Source organism: Serratia aquatilis (assembly GCF_044865145.1).
GTDB lineage: Bacteria > Pseudomonadota > Gammaproteobacteria > Enterobacterales > Enterobacteriaceae > Chania > Chania aquatilis.
Genome location: NZ_CP173186.1, coordinates 1,290,051 through 1,313,747 on the forward strand (window position 1 = coordinate 1,290,051; position 23,697 = coordinate 1,313,747).

A 23,697-nucleotide genomic window follows, 5' to 3' on the forward strand; every position below is an offset into this window, starting at 1 on the left:
GGCTAAATATGTATTGTTCTGAAACGTTCTACGTTGCTTGCAGTGTAAATAACGGTGTTTTGAATGTTTCTGTGGCCGAGGTAGTCTTGAATTAGCCGTGTATCGACCCCTTTATCTGCAAGGGCATAACCGCAAGAGTGGCGCAGCATATGGGGGTGTACCCGAACGCTGATACCGGCTAATTCACCGTATGACTTTATTAAACGATAAAGCTGCTGGCGGGAGATTTGCCCGCCGTGGCGTGAAAGGAATAACCAGGGGCTGTCGGCCTCCAGATAGCGTGGGCGCTGTAACAGCCATGTGTTCAGCGCTATACGCTCACGGTTCTGGATAGGATGCTGGACAGAAAAGCCATTCTTTAAACGAGATACGTGCAGACGGTTTGTCTCTAAATCAATATCCTCCAGGCGCAATGCACGGAGTTCACTAACGCGTAATCCATGAATAAAGCACATCAATAACATGCACCGATCTCGCCAACCATTGGGCCCATCAGGTATTGCAGATATCATCCTCTCAATTTCGACATGACTAAGATATTTCCTTTTTTTCATTTTTTTATCCTGCGTTACAGAAAGTAAATACTGCTGTTAGCTGGGTTATTTAAGCATCGAATACCTGACTCGGCAAATTAAATGTTGGTTTAAGATTTTTCTTGTAAAATATCATACTTACTGGAAAGTAAACCAATTATTTCAAAATATCATGATATATAAGTTCAGTTGTTAATACTCAGATTAACCTTCTAGCTAGAAATAAATCTATTGTTTATAATATGTAATCACTTTAATTTATTCACTTAATGAATGGTTTTATGACTGGGGAATAGGTTGCAAACATACCAAGATAATTATTTTTTTCGGTTGATGACTTTGATTCTACACAATTAATATGAAAGTGTATTCTGTATTACAGCAAGCGACTCTCAGCTTGCAGAACCTGTTGGTATGGGATTAACAGGCTTTCAGTAGCAGATTCAGGTGAAGAATAAATCCGATAGTCTGATGTTGATTAATCGCAACAAGAAATTAATATGAGTTGTGAAAGTGTTTCCTAGGTTATTGCCTTTTCTCTCCATTTCTTTGACCTGAGTAGCATTAAAATTTTTTTCAGATGGATTTTTTGTCTGTCTGCTCACTGAGAAATAGATTATTTATAACATTCATGAAAGTAAGGTTAATTTGCGGCATTTCCGATAAGAAATATCTTAATTTTATTGCATTGTGAATTTTTTTCATCTTCATGGGAATTCGGCTATTTCATGATGACTTACGTCATCATGAAAGTAGTCTATACCCAAAATAATTCGAGTTGCCGCCTACATGCAACTTGAAGTAACTTGGGTATAGATGAGGGTGAACACATCAGTCAACAGACAAGCGTATGGCGGTGTGATGCAAGACCCAAGAATGGAGACGCTGCAGGGTACTTACCTGTCTGAAGGTGAAATTTGGGCTACAACATCACCGCAGATAACGTTAAGTCAACCGAGTTGCACCTTGTTAGGCAGGACTTCACGACTTGCCCTGCGCGAAAATGACCGCCAGTGGCTCTCGCGTGCAGTTAAGGGACACAGCCTAATAGTCTCAATTATCTGTTTGGTTGAAGGGGACTGGTTTTATCCTCGCCAAATGTAGATATGGTCTGGCCTGTTAATATAATTATTTAAATCATACACTTGTTAATGGGGCTCGGTTGGTTTCTCGATGATGTGCCTGTAGAGAGTCGCCAAATTTTTAATAGCAATGTTTCCAATAATTAATTTGTTGAGAATATACCATAGGAATAGACTAGTACACCGATTGCTGAAAACGATAATAAGGATTGAGGCAATTGACTTATGCTCGGCATAATTTGCGTTGCGTCAGGCTCTAAGCTGATGATCAATCTACCTGGAAAATCGGTCGGGAACCGATTTGAACGCCGCAAAGTAGCAGGCCTAAGGTGAAGTCATAATGATGTGCTTTCTATGCCGTTTTTCGCTGCCCGAAGAGGCGAGTAATTGGTGGTAGTAAAAGTAGATGTGACAGGCGAAGTGTACTCTAAATAATTCGAGTAGCATGTAGGCGGCAATACCGAAAGTCGCCAGGAACATAGCCCACTATGTGACTGATGCCGACGGACGTAGCCAACACCCATGCAGCTTGAAGTATGACGAGTATATAATGACTTGCGGTTGCAGCCACCCTTTACAGATGCCTGCTCAAAAGCACCACGGGAAGGGGCCATTCTGGCGCAAGATGAAAGCAAAAATTTATTGGGAACTGGGTAGTCAGGAACGAGCCGATGGATAATAAATCACTTACATTCAGCGAAGAAACTCAATTACCACAAAAGGCGATACTTCCCGCCGCATGGCAATTGAATGAGCTGCAAAAGCGCTTTATTGAAGATCTTTGGTTGTCGGAAGACCAGACCAATGTCTCCTCAGATTTAGCGGATAATCTGGCAGCATCCGGCTAATAAGCCGAATCACACTTCAATATCCTTTAGGCTGTGTCTCTGAATTGATTGTGTGCGAGCGCCGCTGGCAGTCATTTGAGCTCTAGGGAAGAGGTGTGTGAGTCGCGGGGTTAATGCGCCAATTAAGTGCTGCGCAGTGCAGCAATGTGTTCGAATAACCCTAATCCGCCAATCCGTGTCTCAAAAACCCTCTTTTAACTGAGAACGACTCTGTTTAAGCTCTCTGCGTCGATAATTAGTATTATTTAAGTCCACAAATCGGCAAAGCGTAAATTGAAACACCACTTGATGTATCCCCACGGGATCAAGTAGCCGAGTAGAGCCGCAACATTGGCAACTTGCAGTATAATAATTAAGGGACACAGCCTAACAGTAACGGCAGTAAACACTTTTCTAATTAGAGGAACAGCCGATGGCCTTTTACAGCCCCCGCCGCATTTTAATGTACACCGTCGCCGTGATCCTGATCCTCGTGATTGTAGGTTTAGTCACGCACGTTGGGGTAGAGTGGGTTAACTGACCTTCGGGGTATCCCTTTACTGTCCCCTAGCGGTGCACAGCCTGTTCATAGGGAGAGGGGCTTTGCTTTTGATGCAGAGCCCTTCTCCCCTCAGTATCAATAACGCTTAGCTTGTAACAGGCAGCGGGCTAATCGCCATCCGTGCCGGGCCGTCCTCGTTGCGGCTGAAACGCCAGCAGGTCTGATGGTATTTCGCCACACTATTGCGGTGTGCAACGCTCACTAACGTTACATCAGGCAGCTCATCAACTAATAGGCAATACATCAGTTGTTCAGTTTCATCATCCAATGCGCTAGTTGCTTCGTCCAGGAACAACAAGTCCGGGCGGGTGAGGATCGCCCGTGCAAATGCCAGCCGCTGTTGTTCGCCGGGAGAAAGGCGATGGCTCCAGTTTGCTACGGTATCCAGCGAGAGACGTAAATGTTTCAGGCGGCAGTTTTCCAGCACGTTCAGCAATTGCTGGTCGCTATACTCTCGATCCTGATGCGGATAAGTCAGAGCCTCGCGCAATGTACTGATCGGAATATAACCGCGCTGTGGAAGGAATAGAGTACTCAGGTTTTTATCGCGGGCGATTTCACCGGAGCCATACGGCCAGATCCCGGCAATGGCACGTAGCAGGGTAGACTTGCCACACCCCGAAGGGCCGACGACCAGCACACGTTCACCACGCTTTAGCGTCATCTCCGCCGGGCTCAGCAATGGCTGTCCGTCTGGTAATGTCATGCCAAGATTGCGCAGTACCAATGGCTGCCCGTCCTCATGCTGCAGGCTGATACCACGTGTTTGGTCGTGGATCTGGTCCACAGCGGCATTAAAACCAGCCAAACGGTTAACGCAAGCCTTCCAGGTAGCCAAGGTAGTAAATGCATCGACAAACCACGATAAAGCCCCTTGCACCTGGCTGAAAGCGGAGGCGATCTGCATCAGCCCCCCCATTTGGATAGCGCCAGAGAAGTAACGTGGCGCAGCCACCAGCAACGGAAAGATTATGGCAAACTGGCCATAGAAATTGCTGGCTATATTGAGCCGTCGAGTAATACGCATGATTGACCACCAGTTACTGCGGATAGCCTCAAAACGGTTATTCAACTGTTGTTTTTCGCGCGGTTCACCTTGATACAAAGCAATGGCATCATTATTTTCACGGATACGAATCAATCCGAAACGAAAGTTTGCTTCAAAACGTTCTTGGTTATAGCCAAGCATGACCAACGGTTTACCGACCCACCAGATCAGCAATGAGCCCAATACCGCATACAGCAAGGCAAACCACACCATATAGCCGGGGAGGGTAACGGTATATTGGGAGATCGCAAAGCTGATCGGCCCACTGATATGCCAGAGAATACCGACGAATGAGAAGAGTGTGACCACGCTAGAGAGCAGACCGAGTGAAAGTGAAAGCGTATATTGGGTCAGAACGTTGAGATCATCGGCAATACGTTGGTCAGGGTTATCGATAAGCTGCTGCTGTTCGGTATGGTAATAAGACTGATGGGCCAGCCATTTACCCATGAATTTTTCCGTCATCCAGCGTCGCCAATGCATTTGCAACCCTTGGGTCAGATAGACCTTGTAAACCGCCAGCACAATGAAGATCAACGCCAGATAGCTGAATCGCCATAATTGTTCTTTGAATACCGGGTAGTTTTTATTCTGTAAGGCGTCGTAAAATACCTGATTCCATTGATTAATAAGTACACTGATGTATACCAACCCCAGTGAAATGGCGATGATTGCGAGCAGCATCGACCAGGCGCGCCATTTTTCTTCCGAAACCCAGAAAGGTTTGATTAACTGCCAGACAGCATGTTTTTGCGAAATCGTTTTGTTCATGATGATCCAGAATGTATTGTTTCCTTTTATGATGGACGTATGGCGGGGAATTAACAAATTGGCACTTGTAAGCAGTTTTGACGCCGCTGACCATTTTGTAATAAGGCCAATCACGCCTAGCATATTACTGCAGCTATACCCACCGCCCCTCGAGCTGCAGCCAGCCAATCCGTTGGTTCATTCCTGAGTCTCGACTCGGTTAAATAACCATGCCGCCATCAACTGATTTGAAGATGACTTCAAAGGGGGAAACTTCACGGATGTATTGAGTTGTGTCGCTAACAACGCTGCAGCTTTGTCGAACAGGACATACTGGCGGGAAAAAATGTGATTGACAATAAATAGATAAGTAAAAAATATGTTGACTGCTCTAATTCAGAGATTGTTCTTGCCATATTATGAGATGCCCTCCTTTAGCTGGAAGGGCACCTCAGGGATATAGCTTAACTTACCGCATTGCTCAGCAACGTCTTCCATGCCTCGACATTGCCAAGATAGATCCCTACTGGGATTTGATGCCACTGGCCTGTCACATCCTGCAATGCGAAGGTCGGGAAGCCCTCACCTTGTATTTTGGCCAGCAGTGCACGGCTTTCTGTAATGTGTTGGGCCGTCGATGCACCGTTGTCGCGGTGCATTTCTGTAACAAATGCCTTAGGCTCCAGGCCAAGCTCCTCAGCCAGTGTAACCAGCACTGGTAAGTCGGCGATGCGCCGTCCCTCTTGGTAGTGAGCCTCCTGGATACGATGCAACATATCCAGGCCTCGCCCGGCCAACCGCTCTGCTGAAAGAATGGCCGTAATCGGTGGCTCGGAGTCCATGATTGCGGTGTTATCTTTCAGTAAACCGTTGAAATAGCTTGCACCGAAAGTTTGACCGGTCAGTTCGGCAATTCGCTTGTCATGCGGCATGACGTAGTTGCGCCATACATCACTGATCTGGCGGCGACTGTTGCCGGTCATCATGCCACCGGCGTGCAGAGCGATGGTTAACCCTGGAATGGTCTGCGCAGCTTTGACCAGCGGTGCGGCGCCGTAGCACCAGCCGCACAAGGGATCGAAAATGTAGTGTAGTGTCGTCATGGTAGTGTCCTGCTGATAACCTATTATTTTTCAGAGCAAATATTTACTGCGGCCATTTCATCTCGCCTTTCAGCACTTTGGCACTCAGTTCCAGACTCGCACCGTCCTGCAGATTGGGATAATGCTGTTGCATGGCGGCGATCAACTCAGCGGCATCCTTGGTTTTTGACAGCTCGCTCTCCAGCGTAGTCAGGTAGTGTCCAGTAAATGTTACTGACTCCAGCGTCTGTGGTGCGCCAGGCAGGAAGTGGCCGGGTACCACGACCTGCGGCTGCAGTGCCTTGATACTTGCCAGCGTTTGCTGCCAGTGAGCACGGGACTCTACAGTCTGATTGTCGGCAATCCACGGATGAATATTGTTACCGGCCACCGCGACCCCACCCACTACGGCTTTAAGCGCCGGGATCCACAGGTAAGTGCGCTCTGGCGTTGGGCCGCTCAGACCTTTGACTTCAACCGGTTGACCATCAATGGTGAAACTGTTGCCTTGCAAGGGTTGTGGCACGATAACCTGCTGAGGGGCATTCTCTTTCAGAATCGGCCCCCAATAGGCAATTTTACTCTCTTTGGTGGCGTTGATCTCTTTGATCGTGCTCGGTGAGGCGATGATTCTTGCTTGTGGGAATGCGGCTTTAATAACGTCAAGACCGAAGTAGAAATCTGGGTCCGAGTGGCTGATGTAAACCGTGGTCAGCTTTTTGCCGGTAGCTTTGATTTTTTTCACCAGTTGTTCGGCATCATTACGCTGGAATTGAGCATCTATCAGCGCTACCTCGTTCTTGCCGCTGATGATCTCCGATGAAACCGGGAAAACGCTCTTTTCGCCTGGGTTATACACTTCCATGGTCAGCGTGTCGGCTGCGTTGGCGAGGGGACTTAAAGTCATTGCACAGCCAGAAGCCAGGATCAGTAACGATTTTTTAAACATCTTGCGGGTTTCCTAGGGAGGATCGTTGTGGTTGGCAGGATATTACGTTGCATAAAGTGAAAGAAAAATCGGATAATAAGCAATGGTTAGTTGCATAAATCGGGAGAGTTATGGATCGAATTACCGCTGCGGAAGTTTTTGTCACCATTGTCGATCGCGGTAGCATGATTGCCGCAGCAGATACCCTGGAGATGTCGCGTGCCATGGTCACTCGCTACCTGGCACAAATGGAACGGTGGACCGGTGCGCGATTGTTGCATCGCACCACTCGCAAGCTGAGCCTTACCGATGCCGGAGAGCGTACACTGGAGCGTTGCCGAAAGATGCTGGCGGTGGCTGAGGAAATCGATCTGGTCGAGAGCGCACAGAGTGACGATCTCCGTGGCCTGTTGCGCATCTCCTGTTCACAATCGCTTGGCCAGACGGCAGTAGTCGGTGCGGTAGCACAGTATCTGAAGCGTCATCCTCAGGTTGCGGTGGATCTGCAAATGAATAATCGCGCGGTCAATCTGGTTGAGGAGCGTATCGATCTGGCACTGCGTATTACCAATGAACTGGATCCTAACCTGATAGCGCGGCCACTTTCCACGTGTGCTTCGGTGGTTTGCGCGTCACCGGCGTATCTGGCCGCTCACGGTACTCCAAGGCATCCACAGGATTTGGCAGTGCATAACTGCCTGACATATTCCTACTTTGGTAAAAGCCTGTGGCATTTTGACGGTCAAGAAGAAACAACAGCGGTGGCGGTGAGTGGTAATCTCAGTGCTAATGAGTCGGTTGTGCTGTTGTCTGGTACGCTGCAAGGTGCAGGGATTTCCCTACAGCCTTATTTTTCAGCAGCACCGGCGCTGGCGAAGGGCGAATTGGTCGAACTGCTTCCAGGCTATACACCGCTAGTGATGGGGATTTACGGTATTTATACCTCGCGCCGCCAAATGCCAGCCACGTTACGTACCATGCTGGACTTTTTGGTAACCTGGTTTGCTACCGATCCTGACTGGCAAGCCACGCTTCGCTAAAGGGCGCGACTGCCCGCCAGCGGCGCTCGCGTCCAGCTAAGGGACACAGCCTAGCGCTTTATCACCGAGGCTAAACGGGCAGGAAACTGTTCTGCTTGCTGGTGCAGGTGCTGCACAAAAGCGCTAACCAACGCCGAGGACGGGCGATGCAACGGACGGATCAGGCTGACGGTAAAAGGCACTTCGACACTGAATGGCCTGAGATGGACGTCATTGCCAGCGTAGTCCAGTGCTGTCAGCGGGTTGACAATAGAGATACCGACCCCAGCTTTCACCATGGCACAGACTGAGGCAGCACTGTGTGTCTCAAGCACCATCCTGCGTTCAATGCCCTGTTCATTAAATAGAGCGTCCAGCAATTGGCGGTAATTATCCGTGCTCGATAGGCTGATAAAGTTTTCAGCCTGGAAGTCTTGTGGCGTTAACTCGCTTTTTGCCAATAGCCGATGCCCAGCAGGCAGTACGCATACCTCATTCAGGGTCATCAGCGTCATGCGCTCGGTGCCTGCTGGCGTCAGGGTATTTTCCGTCAGGCCCAAATCGTGGCGCTGTGCCGACAACCACTCTTCCAACAACGGCGATTCCTGCGGGATAACGCTGAAACTCACCTCAGGATAACGATCAACAAAAGGTTTACACACGGCAGGCAATAGAGATTGTGAAAATACCGGCAGACAGGCGATGGAAAGCTGCGCCTGTTGGAACTGGCGGATACCTGCGGCGGCATTCTTAATGCGATCCAAACCATAGTAAGAGCGTTGCACTTCCTCAAATAATCGCAAGCCTTGAACCGTTGGATAAAGACGACCACGCAGGCGGTCAAACAGCTGTAATTTAATAAGCTTCTCAAAGCGGGCCAACTCGCGGCTGACGGTAGGCTGTGAGGTTTGCAGTAAGGTGGCTGCTTCGGTGAGATTGCCGGTAGTCATCACCGCGTGGAAGATTTCGATCTGGCGCAGGGTAATCGCATGCATGGTGGAACTCCGCTGGCGGCGAATGCCATATCATAAATGAATAGACTATGGCGAAATAGATATTTTTCACGCAGGATTTTCGGCGGCATGATGATGGAAAATTTTATTAAGGGAACAGCCTGATGCCACGCGCTTTGAATGACACCTCTACTGCCTTGAATGCCACCAATCTGCTGGCATTGCCGCAACGTTTTGGCTGCCCTGTCTGGGCTTATGATGCTGACATTATCAGCCAGCAGATCGAACAACTGCGCCACTTCGATGTGATCCGTTTTGCCCAGAAAGCCTGCTCGAATATTCATATTCTGCGTCTGATGCGTGAACAGGGCGTGAAGGTAGACTCGGTGTCACTGGGTGAGATCGAACGTGCGTTGAACGCGGGTTTTGAGCCCGGTGGCGAAGATATTATTTTCACCGCTGATGTGTTGGATCATGCCACCCTGGCACGCGTCAGCGAATTGAAAATCCCGGTAAACGCCGGTTCCATCGATATGCTGGAGCAACTTGGGCGGGCTTCCTCTGGGCATCCGGTGTGGTTGCGGATTAACCCTGGTTTTGGCCATGGGCATAGCCAGAAAACCAATACCGGCGGTGAAAACAGCAAGCATGGTATTTGGTATGCCGACTTGCCTCAGGCGGTAGCCAAGGTGCAGCAATACGGTTTGAAACTGGTCGGTTTGCATATGCATATCGGTTCTGGTGTGGATTATCAGCATCTGGAGCGCGTATGCGATGCCATGGTGCAGCAGGTGATTGCCCTTGGTCAGGATATCAGTGCGATTTCTGCCGGTGGTGGCCTTTCGATTCCTTATCAGCAAGGAGAAGAGGCGATCAACACTGAGCACTATTATGGTCTGTGGAATCGTGCGCGTGAGCGGGTTGCCGCTCATCTTGGTCATCCGGTGAAATTGGAAATTGAACCTGGGCGTTTCCTGATGGCAGAAGCGGGGGTACTGGTAGCAGAAGTGCGATCGGTGAAAGATATGGGCACCCGCCATTTTGTTTTGGTCGATGCTGGTTTCAACGATCTGATGCGTCCGGCGATGTACGGCAGTTATCATCATATCTCGCTGTTACCTGCGGATGGCCGCAGCCTGGAAAGTCAACCGCTGCATGAGACCGTGATTGCCGGGCCGCTGTGCGAGTCAGGTGATGTCTTTACCCAGCAGGCGGGCGGTGGTATCGAAACCCGCTCGTTGCCGCAGGCATTAGTAGGGGACTATCTGGTATTCCATGACACTGGTGCTTATGGTGCATCCATGTCCTCCAACTACAACAGCCGTCCGTTACTGCCGGAAGTGTTATTTGAAAACGGCGAACCTCGCCTGATACGCCGCCGCCAAACGATAGAAGAGCTGATTGGGTTAGAACTGGTTTAAGCGATACTTGCGGCTCTGGGCTCAATCGGCGTATGGGCCGGGAGCTACGGACTCACGCAGCTTCAATTCGCCGGTAAAGGGGGGGAGCGGTTGTAACGTTTCTCCATTTATCAGGCGAAATGCCTGGGTGATGGCGGCTTCGATCATCGCATCGATCGGCAGGTAAACAGTGGATAGGGCCGGGTGCAGGTAGGCTGCGCTAGGCTCATCGTCAAAGCCAAACAGCGAGACATCCTGCGGCAGGCGCATTCCGGCCTGATAGAGGGCCTTCATCGCGCCAATTGCCGTATCGTCGTTGCTGGCAAACAGTGCACTGAACGGTGCGCCAGCGGCCAGCAAGGCTTTGCAACTGTGGTATCCCCCCTGCACGCTACTGTCTCCGTTGGTGACCAGCGCATCATTGAAGGCAATCTGGTGATGTTCCAGTGCCTGGCGGTATCCCGCTAATCGAGCTTGAGCAGTAGGAGTAGCAATCGGGCCGGTGATGCTGGCGATTTCACGGTGTCCCTGACGGATCAGGTAATCCACCACATTGAATGCGGCAATTTTTTGTTCGAAAAACACACAGCGTTCACGAGCTTGTGGGAGTTCGCGGTTAATCACCATTACTGGAACCGGCAGGTTATCCAGCAATGTCATGAGTGCATCTTCGCTCATGAAGCGTGTATACAGGATAATGGCATCGCAGCGGCGATCGGCCAGCAGTTGTACGGCTTGCAGTTCCCCCTCTGGCGTATCGTGGCCATCGGTGACGATCAGATGTTTCCCGCTGGCTTCGATCAGCTTGGCAGCCTGTCTTAGTAGGCGACCAAAATAGGGGCCGTCGAAATTCGACACCACCAGACCGATACTGTTGGAGCTTTTATTGGCCAGTGACTGAGCGAGAAAATTTGGCCGGTAGCCTAGCTCGTCCATGGCTTTAAACACCGCGTCGCGCGTGCTCTTTTTCACCTGCCCGGTACCATTCAAAACGCGCGAAACCGTGGCTTTGGATACCCCTGCACGAATGGATACATCCAACATGGTGATCATCAGGTGCTTAACCCCTTTCTACGTTCGCTGCAGCAAATAACGCCCAGTTTAGCATAGGGTTATGGCCGGTTGTGCCCGGTGATTGTGGTGAAAGGTTAACGCTATAAAAGTACTCAACGCAGGTAGGGTTTGGCAAAATTGTTGGTTGCCGTCATTATGTGCGGCTCAAGTGCCATAGTCCTGTCTTGCAGGCGAGTTTATTGGCAGCGTTTTTAAAAAGGAAACCAGATTGGTTCGCATCGTTAAGCTGGCAGATTATCCGCAGCATCAGCAACAGGTTATTGACTGGCAATGGCAGGCCTTTGGCTCTGATAACAGCCGGGATTTTTTTGCCAGCGTGGTGGCAAGTAGTCTGAGGTTCGAGGGTTTACCGATTACCTTTATCGCACTGCTGGACGATAAGCCGGTTGGAACCGTGGGGCTTTGGCGTTGCGACTTGATCAGCCGCCAGGATTTAACACCGTGGCTGGCGGCGCTTTACGTCGAAGAAACCCAGCGTGGTAGCGGGCTGGCATTGCAGCTACAGCAGCATGTACAAGATTACAGCCGCAGTGCCGGGTTTAATGAGCTATATCTGTATGCAGATTTCGCCGGTTATTACGAGCGCCATGGCTGGAACCATATTGGTGAGGCGCTGGACTATCCGGATCGCCCGGTGCGCCTGTATCACCGCGCTCTTTAACGTTGTTCAATTCTGCTCGAAGACATTATTGATACTGGCTACTGAGTGACGGCGTACCAGCGTTGGGCTGAACATATGGGTGATTTCCGGTAGCGGCTGATTGTTTGCCAACGCCAGAGCCAACTCCGCAGCTTGCGTTGCCATCGCAACAACCGGGTAACGGATGGTTGTCAGGCGTGGGCGCAAGTAGCGTGAAATCAGTACGTCGTCAAAACCGATCAGCGACATCTGGCCAGGCACATCAATGCTGTTATCACTCAGAACAGAGAGCGCCCCTGCTGCCATTGGATCGTTATAGCAGGTTATGGCGGTGAAGTTCTTACCACGCCCCAACAATTCGGTCATGGCCTGTTCGCCACCAATTTCATCCGGCTCACCATAGGCGATCAATTTCTCATCCACTGGGATACCTTGCTCCTCAAGGGCATCCCGATAACCTTGTAACCGCTCGGCTGCGTCGGAAATCTGATGGTTTGAACAGATGATAGCGATACGCTGGTGACCCTGTTGGATCAAATGACGTGTTGCCAGCCAGGCACCATAACGGTCATCAAGAGCAATACAGCGGGTTTCAAACCCTGCCAGCGTTCGATTGATCAGTACCATTCCCGGGATCTGACGCATCCAGACGATCAGTTCATCATCGGTCAGTTTCTTGGCATGTACCACCAGCGCCGCACAGCGGTGACGGACCAGTTGCTCAATCGCCTGGTGTTCCTTCTCTGCATTGTGGTAACCGTTGCCAATCAGCAGAAAGTTATGGGTGGCGTAAGCCACTTGTTCGACCGCTTTCACCATGGCACCGAAGAAGGGATCGGACACGTCGGACACAATCAGACCAACGGTTTCGGTGGATTGCTGCGCTAAGGCTCTTGCATTGGCATTCGGGTGGTACTGCAATTCTTCCATGGCAACCAGCACGGCAGCACGTGAACTTTCGCTGGCTTTCGGGGAATTGTTTATTACGCGGGATACCGTGGCTACGGAAACACCCGCCAGCCTGGCAACATCCTTAATCGTGGCCATATCTATCAACACTTCCTGAGTAATCGCTTACATTCCCCAGTTTTGCGGAAAAAACCACGTGCTGCAAGGGGGAGAAGATATAACTTGTGGTAGCGGTTGCAGATATTGTTACTTGACTAGAGTACTATTCTATTTATTGTTTATTTGTTGAAATTTTATGCTGATTCATTTCAGCCAAAGAAAATCCACATCGCTAGTTACACTTTGCGCCGGACTGTTGCGATTAGCCGCTGGAATGGGGTTGGTGCTGCGGGGTACATTACCAATCCCAGAGGTATTGATTGGTGAGAAATCGACATACTCTGTATGTACTATTTTCACTTGCACCAACCTACGCAGAAGCGTAGGTTTTTTTTTGCCTGTCATATAGTATCCTTCCCACAATAAGAACCTATCCCATTAGCGCCACTGGTCATTTTGGCCCAGAGCAGTATTCAGACAAAGGCTTTAGCCTCAGACTGCTGACAAAGCCCGTTATTAGGGGGAGCGTGCCGAAGGGGTCGTAACGGCGTAAGCCGTCGGAGTGCCCCTCGGGGCGCTAGACCCGTGTATCTCAGGCTAAAAGGCGACTTTGTCATCAACCTCAGGCTTTAGCCTTTGAATGCCCGCAAAGGGGCATGAAGTGAGCCATCTTCATGTACTCAATGTACGCGCCAATCATACCTACCGTGGTAGGTTCTAAGTTATAAAGACGATTAAGCCCTAGGGAGAGTGGGATGATATTTTCGGCGCTACGTGCCCTGCTGCGACTGTTATTTCGTGTACGGCTTGAAGGTGATACCCGGCATTTGGAGCAGCAGAAGCTGTTGATTACCCCTAATCATGTCTCTTTCATCGATGGCGTGCTGTTAGCGCTATTTTTGCCGATAAAGCCGGTTTTTGCCGTTTATTCCAGTATTTCAGAGCGTTGGTTCATGCGCTGGCTGAAACCGTATATTGATTTTGTTTCTTTGGATCCCACCAAGCCAATGGCCATCAAGCATCTGGTGCGGATGGTTGAACAGGGCCGACCGGTTGTGGTATTCCCGGAAGGGCGGATTACCGTTACTGGCTCGCTGATGAAGATCTATGATGGTGCGGCGTTTGTCGCAGCGAAATCTGGGGCGACCATTGTCCCTATTCGCATTGATGGCCCAGAGTTCAGCCCATTTGGTCGCATGGCCGGGGTGTTCAAAATCCGCACCTTCCCGCAAATCACCATCAGTATTCTTTCGCCTACGCGCCTGGCGATGCCGGAGGCTCCTAGGGCACGCGAGCGTAGGATGCTGGCTGGTGACCGGCTGCACCAGATTATGATGCAGGCACGTATGGATAGCCTTAAACCACAAACCCTGTTCTGCGCACTGCTGGCTGCACAACGTCGTTATGGTCGCTTTAAACCTTGCATCGAAGATATTTCATTTAAGGAAGACAGCTATCAGACGCTGATCAAAAAAGCGCTGGGTGTCAGCCGTATCCTGCAGCGCTTTACTGAGCAAGGTGAGCATGTGGGAATGCTGTTGCCAAATGCTACTATTACCGTGGCCGCTATTTTGGGGGCTACCCTGCGGGGGCGCATTCCCGCGATGCTCAATTACACCGCAGGGGCCAATGGGCTGAAAGGCGCAATAACCGCCGCGACTATCAAGACTATCGTTACATCACGCCAGTTTCTGGAGAAAGGCAAGCTGACCCATCTGCCGGAACAGGTTCCGCAGGCCAACTGGGTGTACCTGGAGGACTTGAAAGATACCGTTACCTTGCAGGATAAATTGTGGATCCTGCGCCACCTGCTGCAGCCAGCAAGGGCGATGGTGCCGCAACAGCCCGACGACGCTGCCCTGATCCTGTTTACTTCCGGTTCGGAAGGCGCTCCGAAAGGTGTGGTACATTCCCATGCCAGTTTGCTGGCGAATGTCGAACAGATCCGCACTATTGCTGACTTTACGCCGCGCGATCGCTTTATGTCTGCCTTACCTCTGTTCCACTCTTTCGGGCTGACGGTGGGGTTGATCACCCCCTTGATGACCGGTAGCCGGGTTTTTCTTTACCCTAGCCCGCTGCATTACCGCATCGTCCCGGAATTGGTGTATGACCGTAACTGCACCGTGCTGTTTGGTACCGCCACCTTCCTGAATAACTATGCCCGTTTCGCTCACCCTTACGATTTCGCTCGCCTGCGCTATGTGGTTGCCGGGGCCGAAAAGCTGCCTGAAAGCACCAGACAGATTTACCAAGACAAATATGGTATCCGCATTCTGGAGGGCTACGGGGTAACTGAATGTGCCCCGGTGGTATCGATCAACGTTCCTCTCGCGGCAAAAGTCGGCACCGTGGGGCGTATTATGCCGGGGATGGAAGCGCGATTGATGAAGATTCCGGGCATTGATAACGGTGGGCGCCTACAGCTGAAAGGCCCAAATATCATGAAAGGCTATCTGCGTGTTGAACGTCCGGGGCAGTTGGAGCCACCGGCTGCTGAAGATGATAACGGCGTGCTGCAACCCGGTTGGTATGATACTGGTGATATTGTCTCCTTTGACCAGCACGGTTACTGCACCATCCGTGGCCGTGTGAAACGCTTTGCCAAGCTGGCAGGGGAAATGGTCTCGCTGGAAACTGTGGAGCTACTGGCACTGTTCCTCGCCCCGGAAGGGCTGCATGCAGCCACGGTGAAAGGCGACAGCAGTAAAGGAGAAGCGTTGGTGTTGTTCACCAACGATGCCAGCATAACCCGTGAAGCGCTGCTGCGTGTCGCGCGTGAACAGGGTAGCCCAGAGTTGGCGGTTCCGCGTGATATTCGTCTGGTTAAAGCGTTACCGCTGCTTGGCAGTGGTAAACCGGATTTCGTTACTTTGCGCAAAATGGCTGAACAGCCGGAGAGTGCCTGATGAACACGACTGATTCGCCTCTACTGTCTCGCGCCATGATCGCGGTGATCTGCGCCCAATTCCTCTCGGCGTTTGGTGACAATGCGTTGCTGTTTGCCACGCTAGCCTTGATCAAACAGCAAACTTACCCGGACTGGAGCCAACCGATACTGCAGATGGCCTTTGTAGCTACCTATATTGTTTTAGCCCCCTTCGTTGGGCAGATTGCCGACAGCTTTTCCAAGGGGCGGGTAATGATGGTGGCCAACGGACTCAAGCTGGCAGGGGCACTGGTGATTGGTTTCGGGTTTAACCCATTCCTCGGTTACAGCCTGGTAGGCATAGGTGCCGCAGCCTATTCCCCTGCGAAGTACGGCATTCTGGGGGAGATCACCAGCGGCGAAAAACTGGTGAAGGCCAACGGTTTAATGGAAGCCTCAACCATTGCGGCGATCCTGCTCGGTTCGGTTGCTGGTGGCCTGCTGGCAGATTGGCATATTGTGGCGGCGCTGGTAGTTTGCGCCCTGGTATTTGGCGGCGCGGTGGTCGCCAACCTGTATATTCCGCGTTTGCCAGCGGCCCGCAAGGCACTCTCGTGGTGGCCGCAAGCCATGGGGCGCAGTTTCTTCAACGCCTGCATTCTGCTGTGGCGTGACGGCCAGATGCGTTTTTCCCTGATTGGTACCAGCCTGTTCTGGGGGGCGGGGGTGACGCTGCGTTTTCTCCTGGTTCTGTGGGTGCCCGTGGCGCTGGGTATTACCGATAACGCAACGCCAACGCTGCTTAATGCCATGGTAGCCATCGGTATTGTTGCGGGAGCGGGGGCAGCGGCACGTTTTGTTACCTTGGAAACGGTACGGCGCTGTATGCCGGCCGGGATCCTGATCGGTGTTGCCGTGGCGTTCTTCGCCGTACAAACCAGTATGCTGAATGCTTATGGTGTACTGCTGGTGATTGGTGTGCTAGGTGGCTTCTTTGTAGTGCCATTGAATGCGCTGCTGCAACAGCGGGGTAAGCATTCTGTTGGTGCCGGTAACGCGATTGCTGTGCAGAACCTGGGGGAAAACACCGCCATGCTGCTGATGCTGGGCCTTTACTCCCTTGCGGTCAAGTTAAGCGTGCCGGTAGTCGGGGTTGGGATTGGTTTTGGCGTGGTGTTTGCCATCGCCATCGCTGCGTTGTGGTTATCCCAGCTACGCGCTAAAGCCTGAAAGTTCGGGCGCTGAATACAGCGCCCGGTACGATTTACGGTGCCGGTATGGTGAAGCGGGTATGGATCTCTTCCAGTGCCTGCAGCACTTCGCTATCGAGCACCACGTTGAAACTGTCAATGTTGGTTTTCAACTGTTCTAGCGTTGTCGCTCCCAGCAAGGTACTGGCAACGAACGGCTGTTGCCGCACAAAAGCCAGCGCCATCTGGCAAGGGTCGAGATTGTGTTTTTTCGCCAGCGCCACATATTCGGCCACCGCCAATTGGCTTTGTTGCGAGGTATAGCGGGTAAAGCGGCTGAACAGAGTATTACGTGCTCCTGCCGGTTTGGCGCCATTCAGGTATTTACCCGAAAGCGTACCAAAGGCCAGGCTGGAATAAGCCAACAGCTCGACGCCCTCATGTTGGCTGATTTCTGCCAGGCCAATCTCAAAACTGCGGTTCAGCAGGCTGTAGGGGTTCTGGATCGATACGATGCGCGGTAGTTCATGTTTTTCCGCCAGTTGCAGGTAACGCATCACGCCCCATGGAGTTTCATTAGAAACACCGATGTAGCGGATTTTACCGGCGCGCACCTGCTCGGTCAGCGCTTCTAAGGTTTCCAGCAGCGGAATGGTGGCTTTTTCGTCGGTGTACTGATAGCTCAGCTTGCCAAAACAGTTGGTAGTACGTTGTGGCCAATGTAATTGGTAAAGGTCAAGGTAATCGGTATTCAGCCGCTTCAGGCTGGCATCCAACGCAGCACGAATATTCTTGCGATCCAGCGCCTGTTGCGGGCGTATGCCGCTGTCATTTCCCCTCACCGGCCCGGTAACCTTGCTTGCCAGCACGATTTTGTCCCGGTTGTCGCGCGCTTTGATCCAACTGCCAATATACTGCTCTGTCAGCCCCTGCGTTTCCGGGCGGGGCGGGACTGGGTACATCTCAGCGGTATCGATCAGGTTGATGCCAGCGGCCAATGCATAATCCAATTGTGCATGGGCATCGGCTTCGCTGTTTTGCTCGCCAAACGTCATAGTGCCCAGTCCCAGCACGCTCACTTCCAAAGAACTGTGGGGAATACGGTGGTATTGCATTAATGGCTTTCCTTCAATGTTAGTGCTTACGGGCACTCCCTATGCATCAATCATTTGGCAAGCGAAATACCCGGTAAAACAGAAGCCAGAGTTGACGGCGTTGAAACGCCATTCACGACTATAACCAAGCCAGGAGATTGGGGAAAGTGGATTATTTCAGCCTGCTCGAACTCGGTCAATTATTCACGTTTGGCGATAACCGCAGGTTAACGTTCAATAATCTGTGTTACCTGATCGCTATTGATCTGGCGACGATTACCTTGCTCATCGGTATAGCCGATCAGGCCGGTATCTTTATCGACTTTAGGCTTACCTTGGGTGAGAAGCATATTGCCGTCTTTGGTTGCCATGACATAGTTGCTTGAACATCCCGCCAGGCTGGTGACCATTAACAGGGTAGAAAGGGCCATTACCCATTTTTTCATGCTGCGTACCTTCCAGAAATAGAATAATTTTTGTTAGATTAGCAGGTTGAGCAAAAGGAAGCAGTAAAACTGGGGCACGGCGAGTGTGCCCCAGGAATAGATCAATCGGCGGTGCGGTTTTTCTTGCCGCGCATCAGGTTGAGGGTTTCAACAGCCATCGAGAAGAACATGGCGAAGTAGATGTACCCTTTCGGAATGTGGACCTGAAAGCTTTCCAGCATCAGCGTGAAGCCAACCAGGATCAGAAACGCCAGGGCCAGCATTTTCACCGAAGGATGGCGGTTGACAAATTCGCCAATTGGCCTTGCAGCAAACATCATCACGCCAACGGAAATGATCACCGCAGCCATCATAATGAACAGATGATCGGAGAGACCCACGGCGGTAATGACCGAATCCAGGCTGAAGATAATATCCAACATCATGATCTGCACAATCGCGCTAAAGAAACTGTTCACTTTAGAGTGATGTTCTTCTGACGACCCCTCGATCGTTTCATGGATCTCTTTGCTGGCTTTCCAGATCAGGAACAGGCCACCCAGCAACAAAATCAAATCGCGGGCCGAGACGCTGTGATCCAGCACGGTAAACAGTGGATGGGTAAGGCTGATCACCCAGGATATCGAGGCTAGCAAACCTAAGCGCATCAGCATTGCGGCTGCCAAACCGATACGGCGAGCCTTGTTCTGCTGCGCTTTTGGCAGTTTCGCGACTACCAGGGAGAGGAAAATAATGTTATCGATACCCAACACGATTTCAAGAATGGTCAGCGTCGCTAGCGCTAACCAGGCATTGGGATCCACAATCCATTCGAACATTGCCGTCACACCTTAATAAAAATAAAGCGGGATTATACGCGTTTCTTTCGCAGGCGGTAGCGCGAGTTAAACCTTGTGTAAACAAATAAGGAAAAATTCGAAGGATATGATGATTTTAATTGCAAAATTGTGAGCCAGTAAATTGAAAAAATGGTGTTGTTAATTGGTCAAACCGTGAAATGCCTGGCGAGTAGGGCTCCGGTGAAATTTTTTTTCAGATAAAAACCGCGAGGTAGGGTAAGAATCGGTTGCCCCTGCTCGCCGATTGCCTCCGTCAGCGCTTTGTTATTAGCCGCTTTGGGGCGTAATTGCAGGACTTCACCATGGCGGGCGGTGATGCGCTCGACTTGGCCAAGAACAATCAGGTCCATCAGTTCTTCCCAATCGCGGCGCAGCAACTCTTCTTCTTCCTGATTGGGCTGCCACAATAGGGGAGAACCTACGCGGCGCTGTGACAAGGGGATTTGCCGCTCGCCCTCCACCGGGATCCAAAGTACACGTGCCAGCTTATGGCGCACGTGACTGCTCTCCCAGGTTACGCCACTATTACCGGTGAGCGGTGCCACGCAAACAAATGTCGTTTCCAGCGGTTTACCGCTGGCATCAACCGGAATGGTTTTTAACTCAATGCCCAGCTCAGGGAAATCCTGCTCCGGTTTGCTACCTGACATGGCGCCCAGATACAATTCCAGTAGCATCCCCACCCAACCTTTATCACGTTTCAGGTCGTTTGGAATAGCAACTCCCGCACGAGCCGCCAACTCGCCAAGATTAAAACCGGCTAGCGCCAGTGCTCGTCCAAATAGCTGTTGTTCATTTTCAGGAGGGAGAGGGGGGGAGGGTAAAAATGCCATAAATCAAACCTATGAGTTCTGGTTAAAAAACGTACTGCATTTGCCCACAACCCAATGTACCGATATGAGATGGGGTAAAAGAATAATAGTAGCATGATTTTGCATGACTTTTTCCTGCAATGGACAGTATAAAAAAATATCACTCGGTGCTTGTGCACCAGTAACCACCGACAATGAACAGGATCTTACCCCTATTTATCCACAGATTTCTGGGATAACCCAGGTTTTTGCCGATCACTGGTTTGATTTACAGCCTTGACGTGAGGCTTTTTTTACGAATTTGTTGATTTTGTGCGTCACTATTACGGATAAGCTGTGGATAAAATCCATGTTGGTGGATCTTTCGCCAGAGAAAGATCCAAAGCGTACATAGATCACATTATTACCCTGTTTATAACTGCTTAACTCATTTTATTGTCATGTATTAAAAGGGTTTTTATAAAAATAAAAATATAACGACTTTGTACTCCAGCCGAGTTTTACCGGCTTATCCCTTGGGTTCTTCACACACCTATCCACAGAAAAAGTGAATAAAACCGTCTTGATAACCCGTCGCATGTTTATAACTTTGCCTTTATCTGTGAGTTATCCCAATGTTATCCGGGGTGGCGTTGCAAAGCAGTGGTTTACCGCCTGTAGCTTGTGTGAAACAATCAGGTAATCAATACAAATTTATGCTTATCGAGGTAGTCCGGTGATCGATGATGATGGCTACCGCCCGAATGTTGGTATCGTAATCTGTAATCGTCAGGGGCAGGTCTTATGGGCACGCCGCTTTGGTCAGCACTCTTGGCAGTTTCCCCAAGGGGGAATAAACGCTGGCGAAACGCCTGAGCAAGCGATGTACCGTGAGCTGTTCGAAGAAGTCGGGTTGAGTAAAAAGGATGTTCGTATTCTTGCCTTAACCCGTAACTGGTTGCGCTATAAATTGCCAAAACGTTTGGTGCGTTGGGACACAAAGCCGGTTTGTATCGGCCAGAAGCAGAAATGGTTTCTATTGCAGTTAACCTGTAATGACGCGGATATCAATATGCAACGCAGCAGCACGCCGGAGTTTGACGGCTGGCGCTGGGTGAGTTTCTGGTATCCGGTGCGCCAGGTGGTATCGTTTAAACGTGACGTTTACCGTCGGGTAATGAAAGAGTTTGCCGCGACCGTTATGCCGATGCAGGAGCAAACAGCGCAGCGGCAGGTACCCGCTTATCGCCGAAAAAGAGGTTAAGTCAAACGGACTATGCTCACGCGTTTGCGAGAAATTGTTGAGAAAGTGGCTGCGACGGCCAGTCTGACAGATGCCTTGGACCTGTTGGTCAATGAAACCTGTCTGGCGATGGACACCGAAGTCTGTTCCATTTATCTGGCGGATAACGACCGTCGCTGTTACTACCTGATGGCGACGCGTGGCCTGAAGAAACCACGTGGCAAAACCATCGCTTTGGCTTTTGACGAGGGCGTGGTCGGTTTGGTCGGGCGAAGGGCTGAGCCAATCAACCTGGCTGACGCGCAGAGTCACCCAAGTTTCAAATATATTCCACAGGTAAAAGAGGATCGTTTCCGCTCCTTCCTTGGCGTGCCGATTATTCACCGTCGGCAATTGCTGGGGGTGCTGGTTGTGCAGCAGCGTGAATTGCGTCAGTTCGACGAAAGCGAAGAGTCCTTCATGGTTACCCTGGCCACGCAAATGGCCGGGATACTCTCATTATCCCAGCTTAATGCCCTGTTTGGTCAGTATCGTCAAACCCGAATTCGGGCATTGGCGGCCTCCCCAGGGGTAGCTGTTGCACCGGGCTGGCAGGATAGCAGCCAACCTTCGCTTGATCAGGTTTATAAAGCCTCAACGCTGGATACCGTCAGTGAACGCGAGCGTCTCACGCAGGCGTTGGAAGAAGCTGGGGCGGAATTCCGTCGTTTCAGCAAGCGCTTTGCCGCCAGTTCACAGAAAGAAAGCGCAGCGATTTTCGATCTCTATTCCCACCTGCTCAACGATGCACGCCTCAAGCGCGAACTTTATGCGGAAATAGATGCCGGATCGGTAGCCGAGTGGGCGGTGAAACAGGTAATTGAAGCCTTCGCAGCGCAGTTTGCCTCTTTGCAGGACACCTATATGCGCGAGCGCGCCAGCGATCTACGCACGCTTGGCCAACGCTTGTTATTCCATCTTGATGATACCACCCAAGGGGCCACCCAATGGCCAGCTCGTTTTATCCTGGTTGCCGATGAGTTGACGGCTACCCTGCTGGCAGAAGTGCCACGGGATCGTCTGGCTGGGGTGGTGGTTCGGGATGGCGCAGCCAACTCTCATGCCGCGATTTTGGTGCGTGCAATGGGGGTACCGACGGTCATGGGGGCGGATATTCAGCCTGCCCTGCTGGCTCAGCGGATGCTGATTGTCGACGGCTATCGTGGCGAACTGCTGGTGGATCCGGAACCGGTTCTGGTGCAGGAATATCAACGCCTGATCAGTGAAGAACTGGAACTGAGCAAACTGGCGGAAGATGACGTTGAGCAGCCCGCACAGTTGAAAACTGGCGAGCGGATCCTGGTGATGCTGAATGCCGGTCTGAGCCCTGAACACGAGCAACTGCTCGGCGGGCGTGTTGATGGCGTTGGCCTTTACCGTACCGAGATCCCGTTCATGCTGCAAAGCGGTTTCCCGTCTGAAGAGGAGCAGGTGGCACAATATCAGGGCATGTTGCAGCTTCATCCGCAAAAGCCTGTAACGCTGCGCACGCTGGATATTGGTTCTGATAAACAGCTGCCTTATATGCCGATCAGTGAAGAAAACCCTTGCCTGGGTTGGCGCGGTATTCGTATCACTTTGGACCAGCCGGAAATTTTCCTGATTCAGGTTCGCGCTATGCTGCGTGCCAATGCAGGAACCGGTAATTTGGGAATACTGTTGCCGATGATCACCAGTCTGGATGAGATCGACGAGGCGAAACGCCTGATCGACCGAGCCGGGCGTGAAGTGGAAGAGATGCTGGGATATGAAATTCCTAAACCCAGAATAGGCATTATGCTGGAAGTGCCCTCCATGATCTTCCTGATCCCCCATCTGGCAACGCGTGTCGATTTTATCTCGGTAGGGACTAACGATTTGACCCAGTACATGCTGGCGGTAGATCGCAACAATACCCGCGTGGCTTCACTCTACGACAGTCTGCATCCGGCCATGTTGCAGGTTCTCAAGATGATTATCGAGCAAGGAACAGCCGCCGGGCTACAGGTAGGGCTGTGCGGTGAACTGGCGGGCGACCCGATGGGAGCCGTGCTGCTGGTAGGAATGGGGTACCGCAACCTAAGCATGAATGGGCGCAGCGTAGCGCGTATTAAATACCTGTTGCGGCATATTGATCTCGACGATGCGCAAACTCTTGCCCAACGAGTGCTGAGTGCCCAGATGACCACAGAGGTTCGCCATCTGATGGCGGCATTTATGGAGCGCCGAGGTATGGGGGGATTGATTCGCGGCGGGCGGTGAGCGGGTTATCACCGTCGCCATTTAAGCTGCTGTGGCGTT

Annotated in this window: 20 protein-coding genes; 8 read left to right on the forward strand and 12 right to left on the reverse strand. The window is 51.2% G+C overall.

Annotated features, from left to right (window positions below; genetic code table 11):
• Positions 1-2: 2 nt before the first annotated feature.
• On the reverse strand, positions 3-554 hold the full coding sequence (locus tag SAQUA_RS05855; protein ID WP_380673969.1) for a tyrosine-type DNA invertase: 552 nt from the start codon (positions 552-554) through the stop codon (positions 3-5).
• A gap of 1,732 nt (positions 555-2,286) precedes the next feature.
• Here SAQUA_RS05855 and SAQUA_RS05860 point away from each other — a divergent pair.
• Positions 2,287-2,463: a hypothetical protein gene (locus SAQUA_RS05860; protein ID WP_380673968.1), complete on the forward strand. Its 177-nt coding sequence runs from the start codon at positions 2,287-2,289 to the stop codon at positions 2,461-2,463.
• Positions 2,464-3,089: 626 nt separating this feature from the next.
• Here the strand turns inward: SAQUA_RS05860 and SAQUA_RS05865 are convergent.
• The 3 genes from SAQUA_RS05865 to SAQUA_RS05875 all read right to left on the reverse strand — a co-directional run bounded on the left by SAQUA_RS05865 (position 3,090) and on the right by SAQUA_RS05875 (position 6,833).
• Positions 3,090-4,823 (reverse strand): ABC transporter ATP-binding protein/permease, encoded by a 1,734-nt coding sequence (locus tag SAQUA_RS05865; protein ID WP_380673967.1) that lies wholly within the window; start codon positions 4,821-4,823, stop codon positions 3,090-3,092.
• Positions 4,824-5,266: 443 nt separating this feature from the next.
• On the reverse strand, positions 5,267-5,905 hold the full coding sequence (locus tag SAQUA_RS05870) for a DsbA family protein (RefSeq protein ID WP_380673966.1): 639 nt from the start codon (positions 5,903-5,905) through the stop codon (positions 5,267-5,269).
• A gap of 43 nt (positions 5,906-5,948) precedes the next feature.
• Entirely contained in the window at positions 5,949-6,833 is an 885-nt protein-coding gene (locus tag SAQUA_RS05875; RefSeq protein WP_380673965.1) for an MBL fold metallo-hydrolase, read from the reverse strand.
• Between the two features lie 110 nt (positions 6,834-6,943).
• Between SAQUA_RS05875 and SAQUA_RS05880 the strand changes: the two genes are divergently transcribed.
• Positions 6,944-7,852, forward strand: coding sequence for a LysR family transcriptional regulator (locus SAQUA_RS05880; RefSeq protein WP_380673964.1), 909 nt, complete (start codon positions 6,944-6,946; stop codon positions 7,850-7,852).
• 50 nt (positions 7,853-7,902) lie between these two features.
• Here the strand turns inward: SAQUA_RS05880 and SAQUA_RS05885 are convergent, their stop codons facing one another.
• On the reverse strand, positions 7,903-8,826 hold the full coding sequence (locus SAQUA_RS05885; RefSeq protein WP_380673963.1) for a LysR family transcriptional regulator: 924 nt from the start codon (positions 8,824-8,826) through the stop codon (positions 7,903-7,905).
• Between the two features lie 122 nt (positions 8,827-8,948).
• On the opposite strand from SAQUA_RS05885, the gene lysA reads away from it, so the two are divergent.
• Positions 8,949-10,205, forward strand: coding sequence for a diaminopimelate decarboxylase (gene lysA / locus SAQUA_RS05890; protein WP_380673962.1), 1,257 nt, complete (start codon positions 8,949-8,951; stop codon positions 10,203-10,205).
• 21 nt (positions 10,206-10,226) lie between these two features.
• Here the strand turns inward: lysA and SAQUA_RS05895 are convergent, their stop codons facing one another.
• On the reverse strand, positions 10,227-11,237 hold the full coding sequence (locus SAQUA_RS05895) for a LacI family DNA-binding transcriptional regulator (protein WP_380673961.1): 1,011 nt from the start codon (positions 11,235-11,237) through the stop codon (positions 10,227-10,229).
• A gap of 229 nt (positions 11,238-11,466) precedes the next feature.
• Here SAQUA_RS05895 and SAQUA_RS05900 point away from each other — a divergent pair, with 229 nt between their 5' ends.
• On the forward strand, positions 11,467-11,919 hold the full coding sequence (locus SAQUA_RS05900; protein ID WP_380673960.1) for a GNAT family N-acetyltransferase: 453 nt from the start codon (positions 11,467-11,469) through the stop codon (positions 11,917-11,919).
• Between the two features lie 6 nt (positions 11,920-11,925).
• Here the strand turns inward: SAQUA_RS05900 and galR are convergent, their stop codons facing one another.
• Positions 11,926-12,945, reverse strand: coding sequence for an HTH-type transcriptional regulator GalR (galR, locus tag SAQUA_RS05905; protein WP_380673959.1), 1,020 nt, complete (start codon positions 12,943-12,945; stop codon positions 11,926-11,928).
• A gap of 165 nt (positions 12,946-13,110) precedes the next feature.
• Complete coding sequence (locus tag SAQUA_RS05910) at positions 13,111-13,311, reverse strand: hypothetical protein (protein WP_380673958.1); 201 nt, start codon at positions 13,309-13,311, stop codon at positions 13,111-13,113.
• A gap of 350 nt (positions 13,312-13,661) precedes the next feature.
• On the opposite strand from SAQUA_RS05910, the gene aas reads away from it, so the two are divergent.
• Positions 13,662-15,815, forward strand: coding sequence for a bifunctional acyl-ACP--phospholipid O-acyltransferase/long-chain-fatty-acid--ACP ligase (gene aas / locus SAQUA_RS05915; RefSeq protein WP_380673957.1), 2,154 nt, complete (start codon positions 13,662-13,664; stop codon positions 15,813-15,815).
• The gene (gene lplT, locus SAQUA_RS05920; RefSeq protein WP_380673956.1) at positions 15,815-17,005 is read left to right on the forward strand and encodes a lysophospholipid transporter LplT; all 1,191 of its coding nucleotides are present in this window, start codon (positions 15,815-15,817) and stop codon (positions 17,003-17,005) included. Before aas ends, lplT begins: the two co-directional genes overlap by 1 nt.
• Before the next feature lie 34 nt (positions 17,006-17,039).
• Here lplT and SAQUA_RS05925 read toward each other — a convergent pair whose 3' ends face one another.
• The 4 genes from SAQUA_RS05925 to mutH all read right to left on the reverse strand — a co-directional run bounded on the left by SAQUA_RS05925 (position 17,040) and on the right by mutH (position 20,177).
• Positions 17,040-18,080: an NADP(H)-dependent aldo-keto reductase gene (locus SAQUA_RS05925; protein WP_380673955.1), complete on the reverse strand. Its 1,041-nt coding sequence runs from the start codon at positions 18,078-18,080 to the stop codon at positions 17,040-17,042.
• A 206-nt stretch (positions 18,081-18,286) separates the two neighbouring features.
• The gene (locus SAQUA_RS05930; RefSeq protein WP_380673954.1) at positions 18,287-18,505 is read right to left on the reverse strand and encodes a YgdI/YgdR family lipoprotein; all 219 of its coding nucleotides are present in this window, start codon (positions 18,503-18,505) and stop codon (positions 18,287-18,289) included.
• 101 nt (positions 18,506-18,606) lie between these two features.
• Complete coding sequence (locus SAQUA_RS05935; RefSeq protein WP_380673953.1) at positions 18,607-19,323, reverse strand: TerC family protein; 717 nt, start codon at positions 19,321-19,323, stop codon at positions 18,607-18,609.
• Between the two features lie 167 nt (positions 19,324-19,490).
• The gene (gene mutH, locus SAQUA_RS05940) at positions 19,491-20,177 is read right to left on the reverse strand and encodes a DNA mismatch repair endonuclease MutH (RefSeq protein WP_380673952.1); all 687 of its coding nucleotides are present in this window, start codon (positions 20,175-20,177) and stop codon (positions 19,491-19,493) included.
• 694 nt (positions 20,178-20,871) lie between these two features.
• Here mutH and rppH point away from each other — a divergent pair.
• Positions 20,872-21,399, forward strand: coding sequence for an RNA pyrophosphohydrolase (gene rppH, locus SAQUA_RS05945; protein ID WP_380673951.1), 528 nt, complete (start codon positions 20,872-20,874; stop codon positions 21,397-21,399).
• A gap of 12 nt (positions 21,400-21,411) precedes the next feature.
• Positions 21,412-23,658, forward strand: coding sequence for a phosphoenolpyruvate--protein phosphotransferase (ptsP, locus tag SAQUA_RS05950; RefSeq protein ID WP_380673950.1), 2,247 nt, complete (start codon positions 21,412-21,414; stop codon positions 23,656-23,658).
• The last annotated feature ends 39 nt before the right edge of the window (positions 23,659-23,697 follow it).

Excerpts from the sequence above, each read along its gene's own strand:
- SAQUA_RS05855 (WP_380673969.1), bottom strand. The coding sequence starts at position 554 with ATGAAAAAAAGGAAATATCTTAGTCATGTCGAAATTGAGAGGATGATA.
- SAQUA_RS05860 (WP_380673968.1), top strand. The coding sequence starts at position 2,287 with ATGGATAATAAATCACTTACATTCAGCGAAGAAACTCAATTACCACAA.
- SAQUA_RS05865 (WP_380673967.1), bottom strand. The coding sequence starts at position 4,823 with ATGAACAAAACGATTTCGCAAAAACATGCTGTCTGGCAGTTAATCAAA.
- SAQUA_RS05870 (WP_380673966.1), bottom strand. The coding sequence starts at position 5,905 with ATGACGACACTACACTACATTTTCGATCCCTTGTGCGGCTGGTGCTAC.
- SAQUA_RS05875 (WP_380673965.1), bottom strand. The coding sequence starts at position 6,833 with ATGTTTAAAAAATCGTTACTGATCCTGGCTTCTGGCTGTGCAATGACT.
- SAQUA_RS05880 (WP_380673964.1), top strand. The coding sequence starts at position 6,944 with ATGGATCGAATTACCGCTGCGGAAGTTTTTGTCACCATTGTCGATCGC.
- SAQUA_RS05885 (WP_380673963.1), bottom strand. The coding sequence starts at position 8,826 with ATGCATGCGATTACCCTGCGCCAGATCGAAATCTTCCACGCGGTGATG.
- lysA (WP_380673962.1), top strand. The coding sequence starts at position 8,949 with ATGCCACGCGCTTTGAATGACACCTCTACTGCCTTGAATGCCACCAAT.
- SAQUA_RS05895 (WP_380673961.1), bottom strand. The coding sequence starts at position 11,237 with ATGATCACCATGTTGGATGTATCCATTCGTGCAGGGGTATCCAAAGCC.
- galR (WP_380673959.1), bottom strand. The coding sequence starts at position 12,945 with ATGGCCACGATTAAGGATGTTGCCAGGCTGGCGGGTGTTTCCGTAGCC.
- SAQUA_RS05910 (WP_380673958.1), bottom strand. The coding sequence starts at position 13,311 with ATGACAGGCAAAAAAAAACCTACGCTTCTGCGTAGGTTGGTGCAAGTG.
- aas (WP_380673957.1), top strand. The coding sequence starts at position 13,662 with ATGATATTTTCGGCGCTACGTGCCCTGCTGCGACTGTTATTTCGTGTA.
- lplT (WP_380673956.1), top strand. The coding sequence starts at position 15,815 with ATGAACACGACTGATTCGCCTCTACTGTCTCGCGCCATGATCGCGGTG.
- SAQUA_RS05925 (WP_380673955.1), bottom strand. The coding sequence starts at position 18,080 with ATGCAATACCACCGTATTCCCCACAGTTCTTTGGAAGTGAGCGTGCTG.
- SAQUA_RS05930 (WP_380673954.1), bottom strand. The coding sequence starts at position 18,505 with ATGAAAAAATGGGTAATGGCCCTTTCTACCCTGTTAATGGTCACCAGC.
- SAQUA_RS05935 (WP_380673953.1), bottom strand. The coding sequence starts at position 19,323 with ATGTTCGAATGGATTGTGGATCCCAATGCCTGGTTAGCGCTAGCGACG.
- mutH (WP_380673952.1), bottom strand. The coding sequence starts at position 20,177 with ATGGCATTTTTACCCTCCCCCCCTCTCCCTCCTGAAAATGAACAACAG.
- ptsP (WP_380673950.1), top strand. The coding sequence starts at position 21,412 with ATGCTCACGCGTTTGCGAGAAATTGTTGAGAAAGTGGCTGCGACGGCC.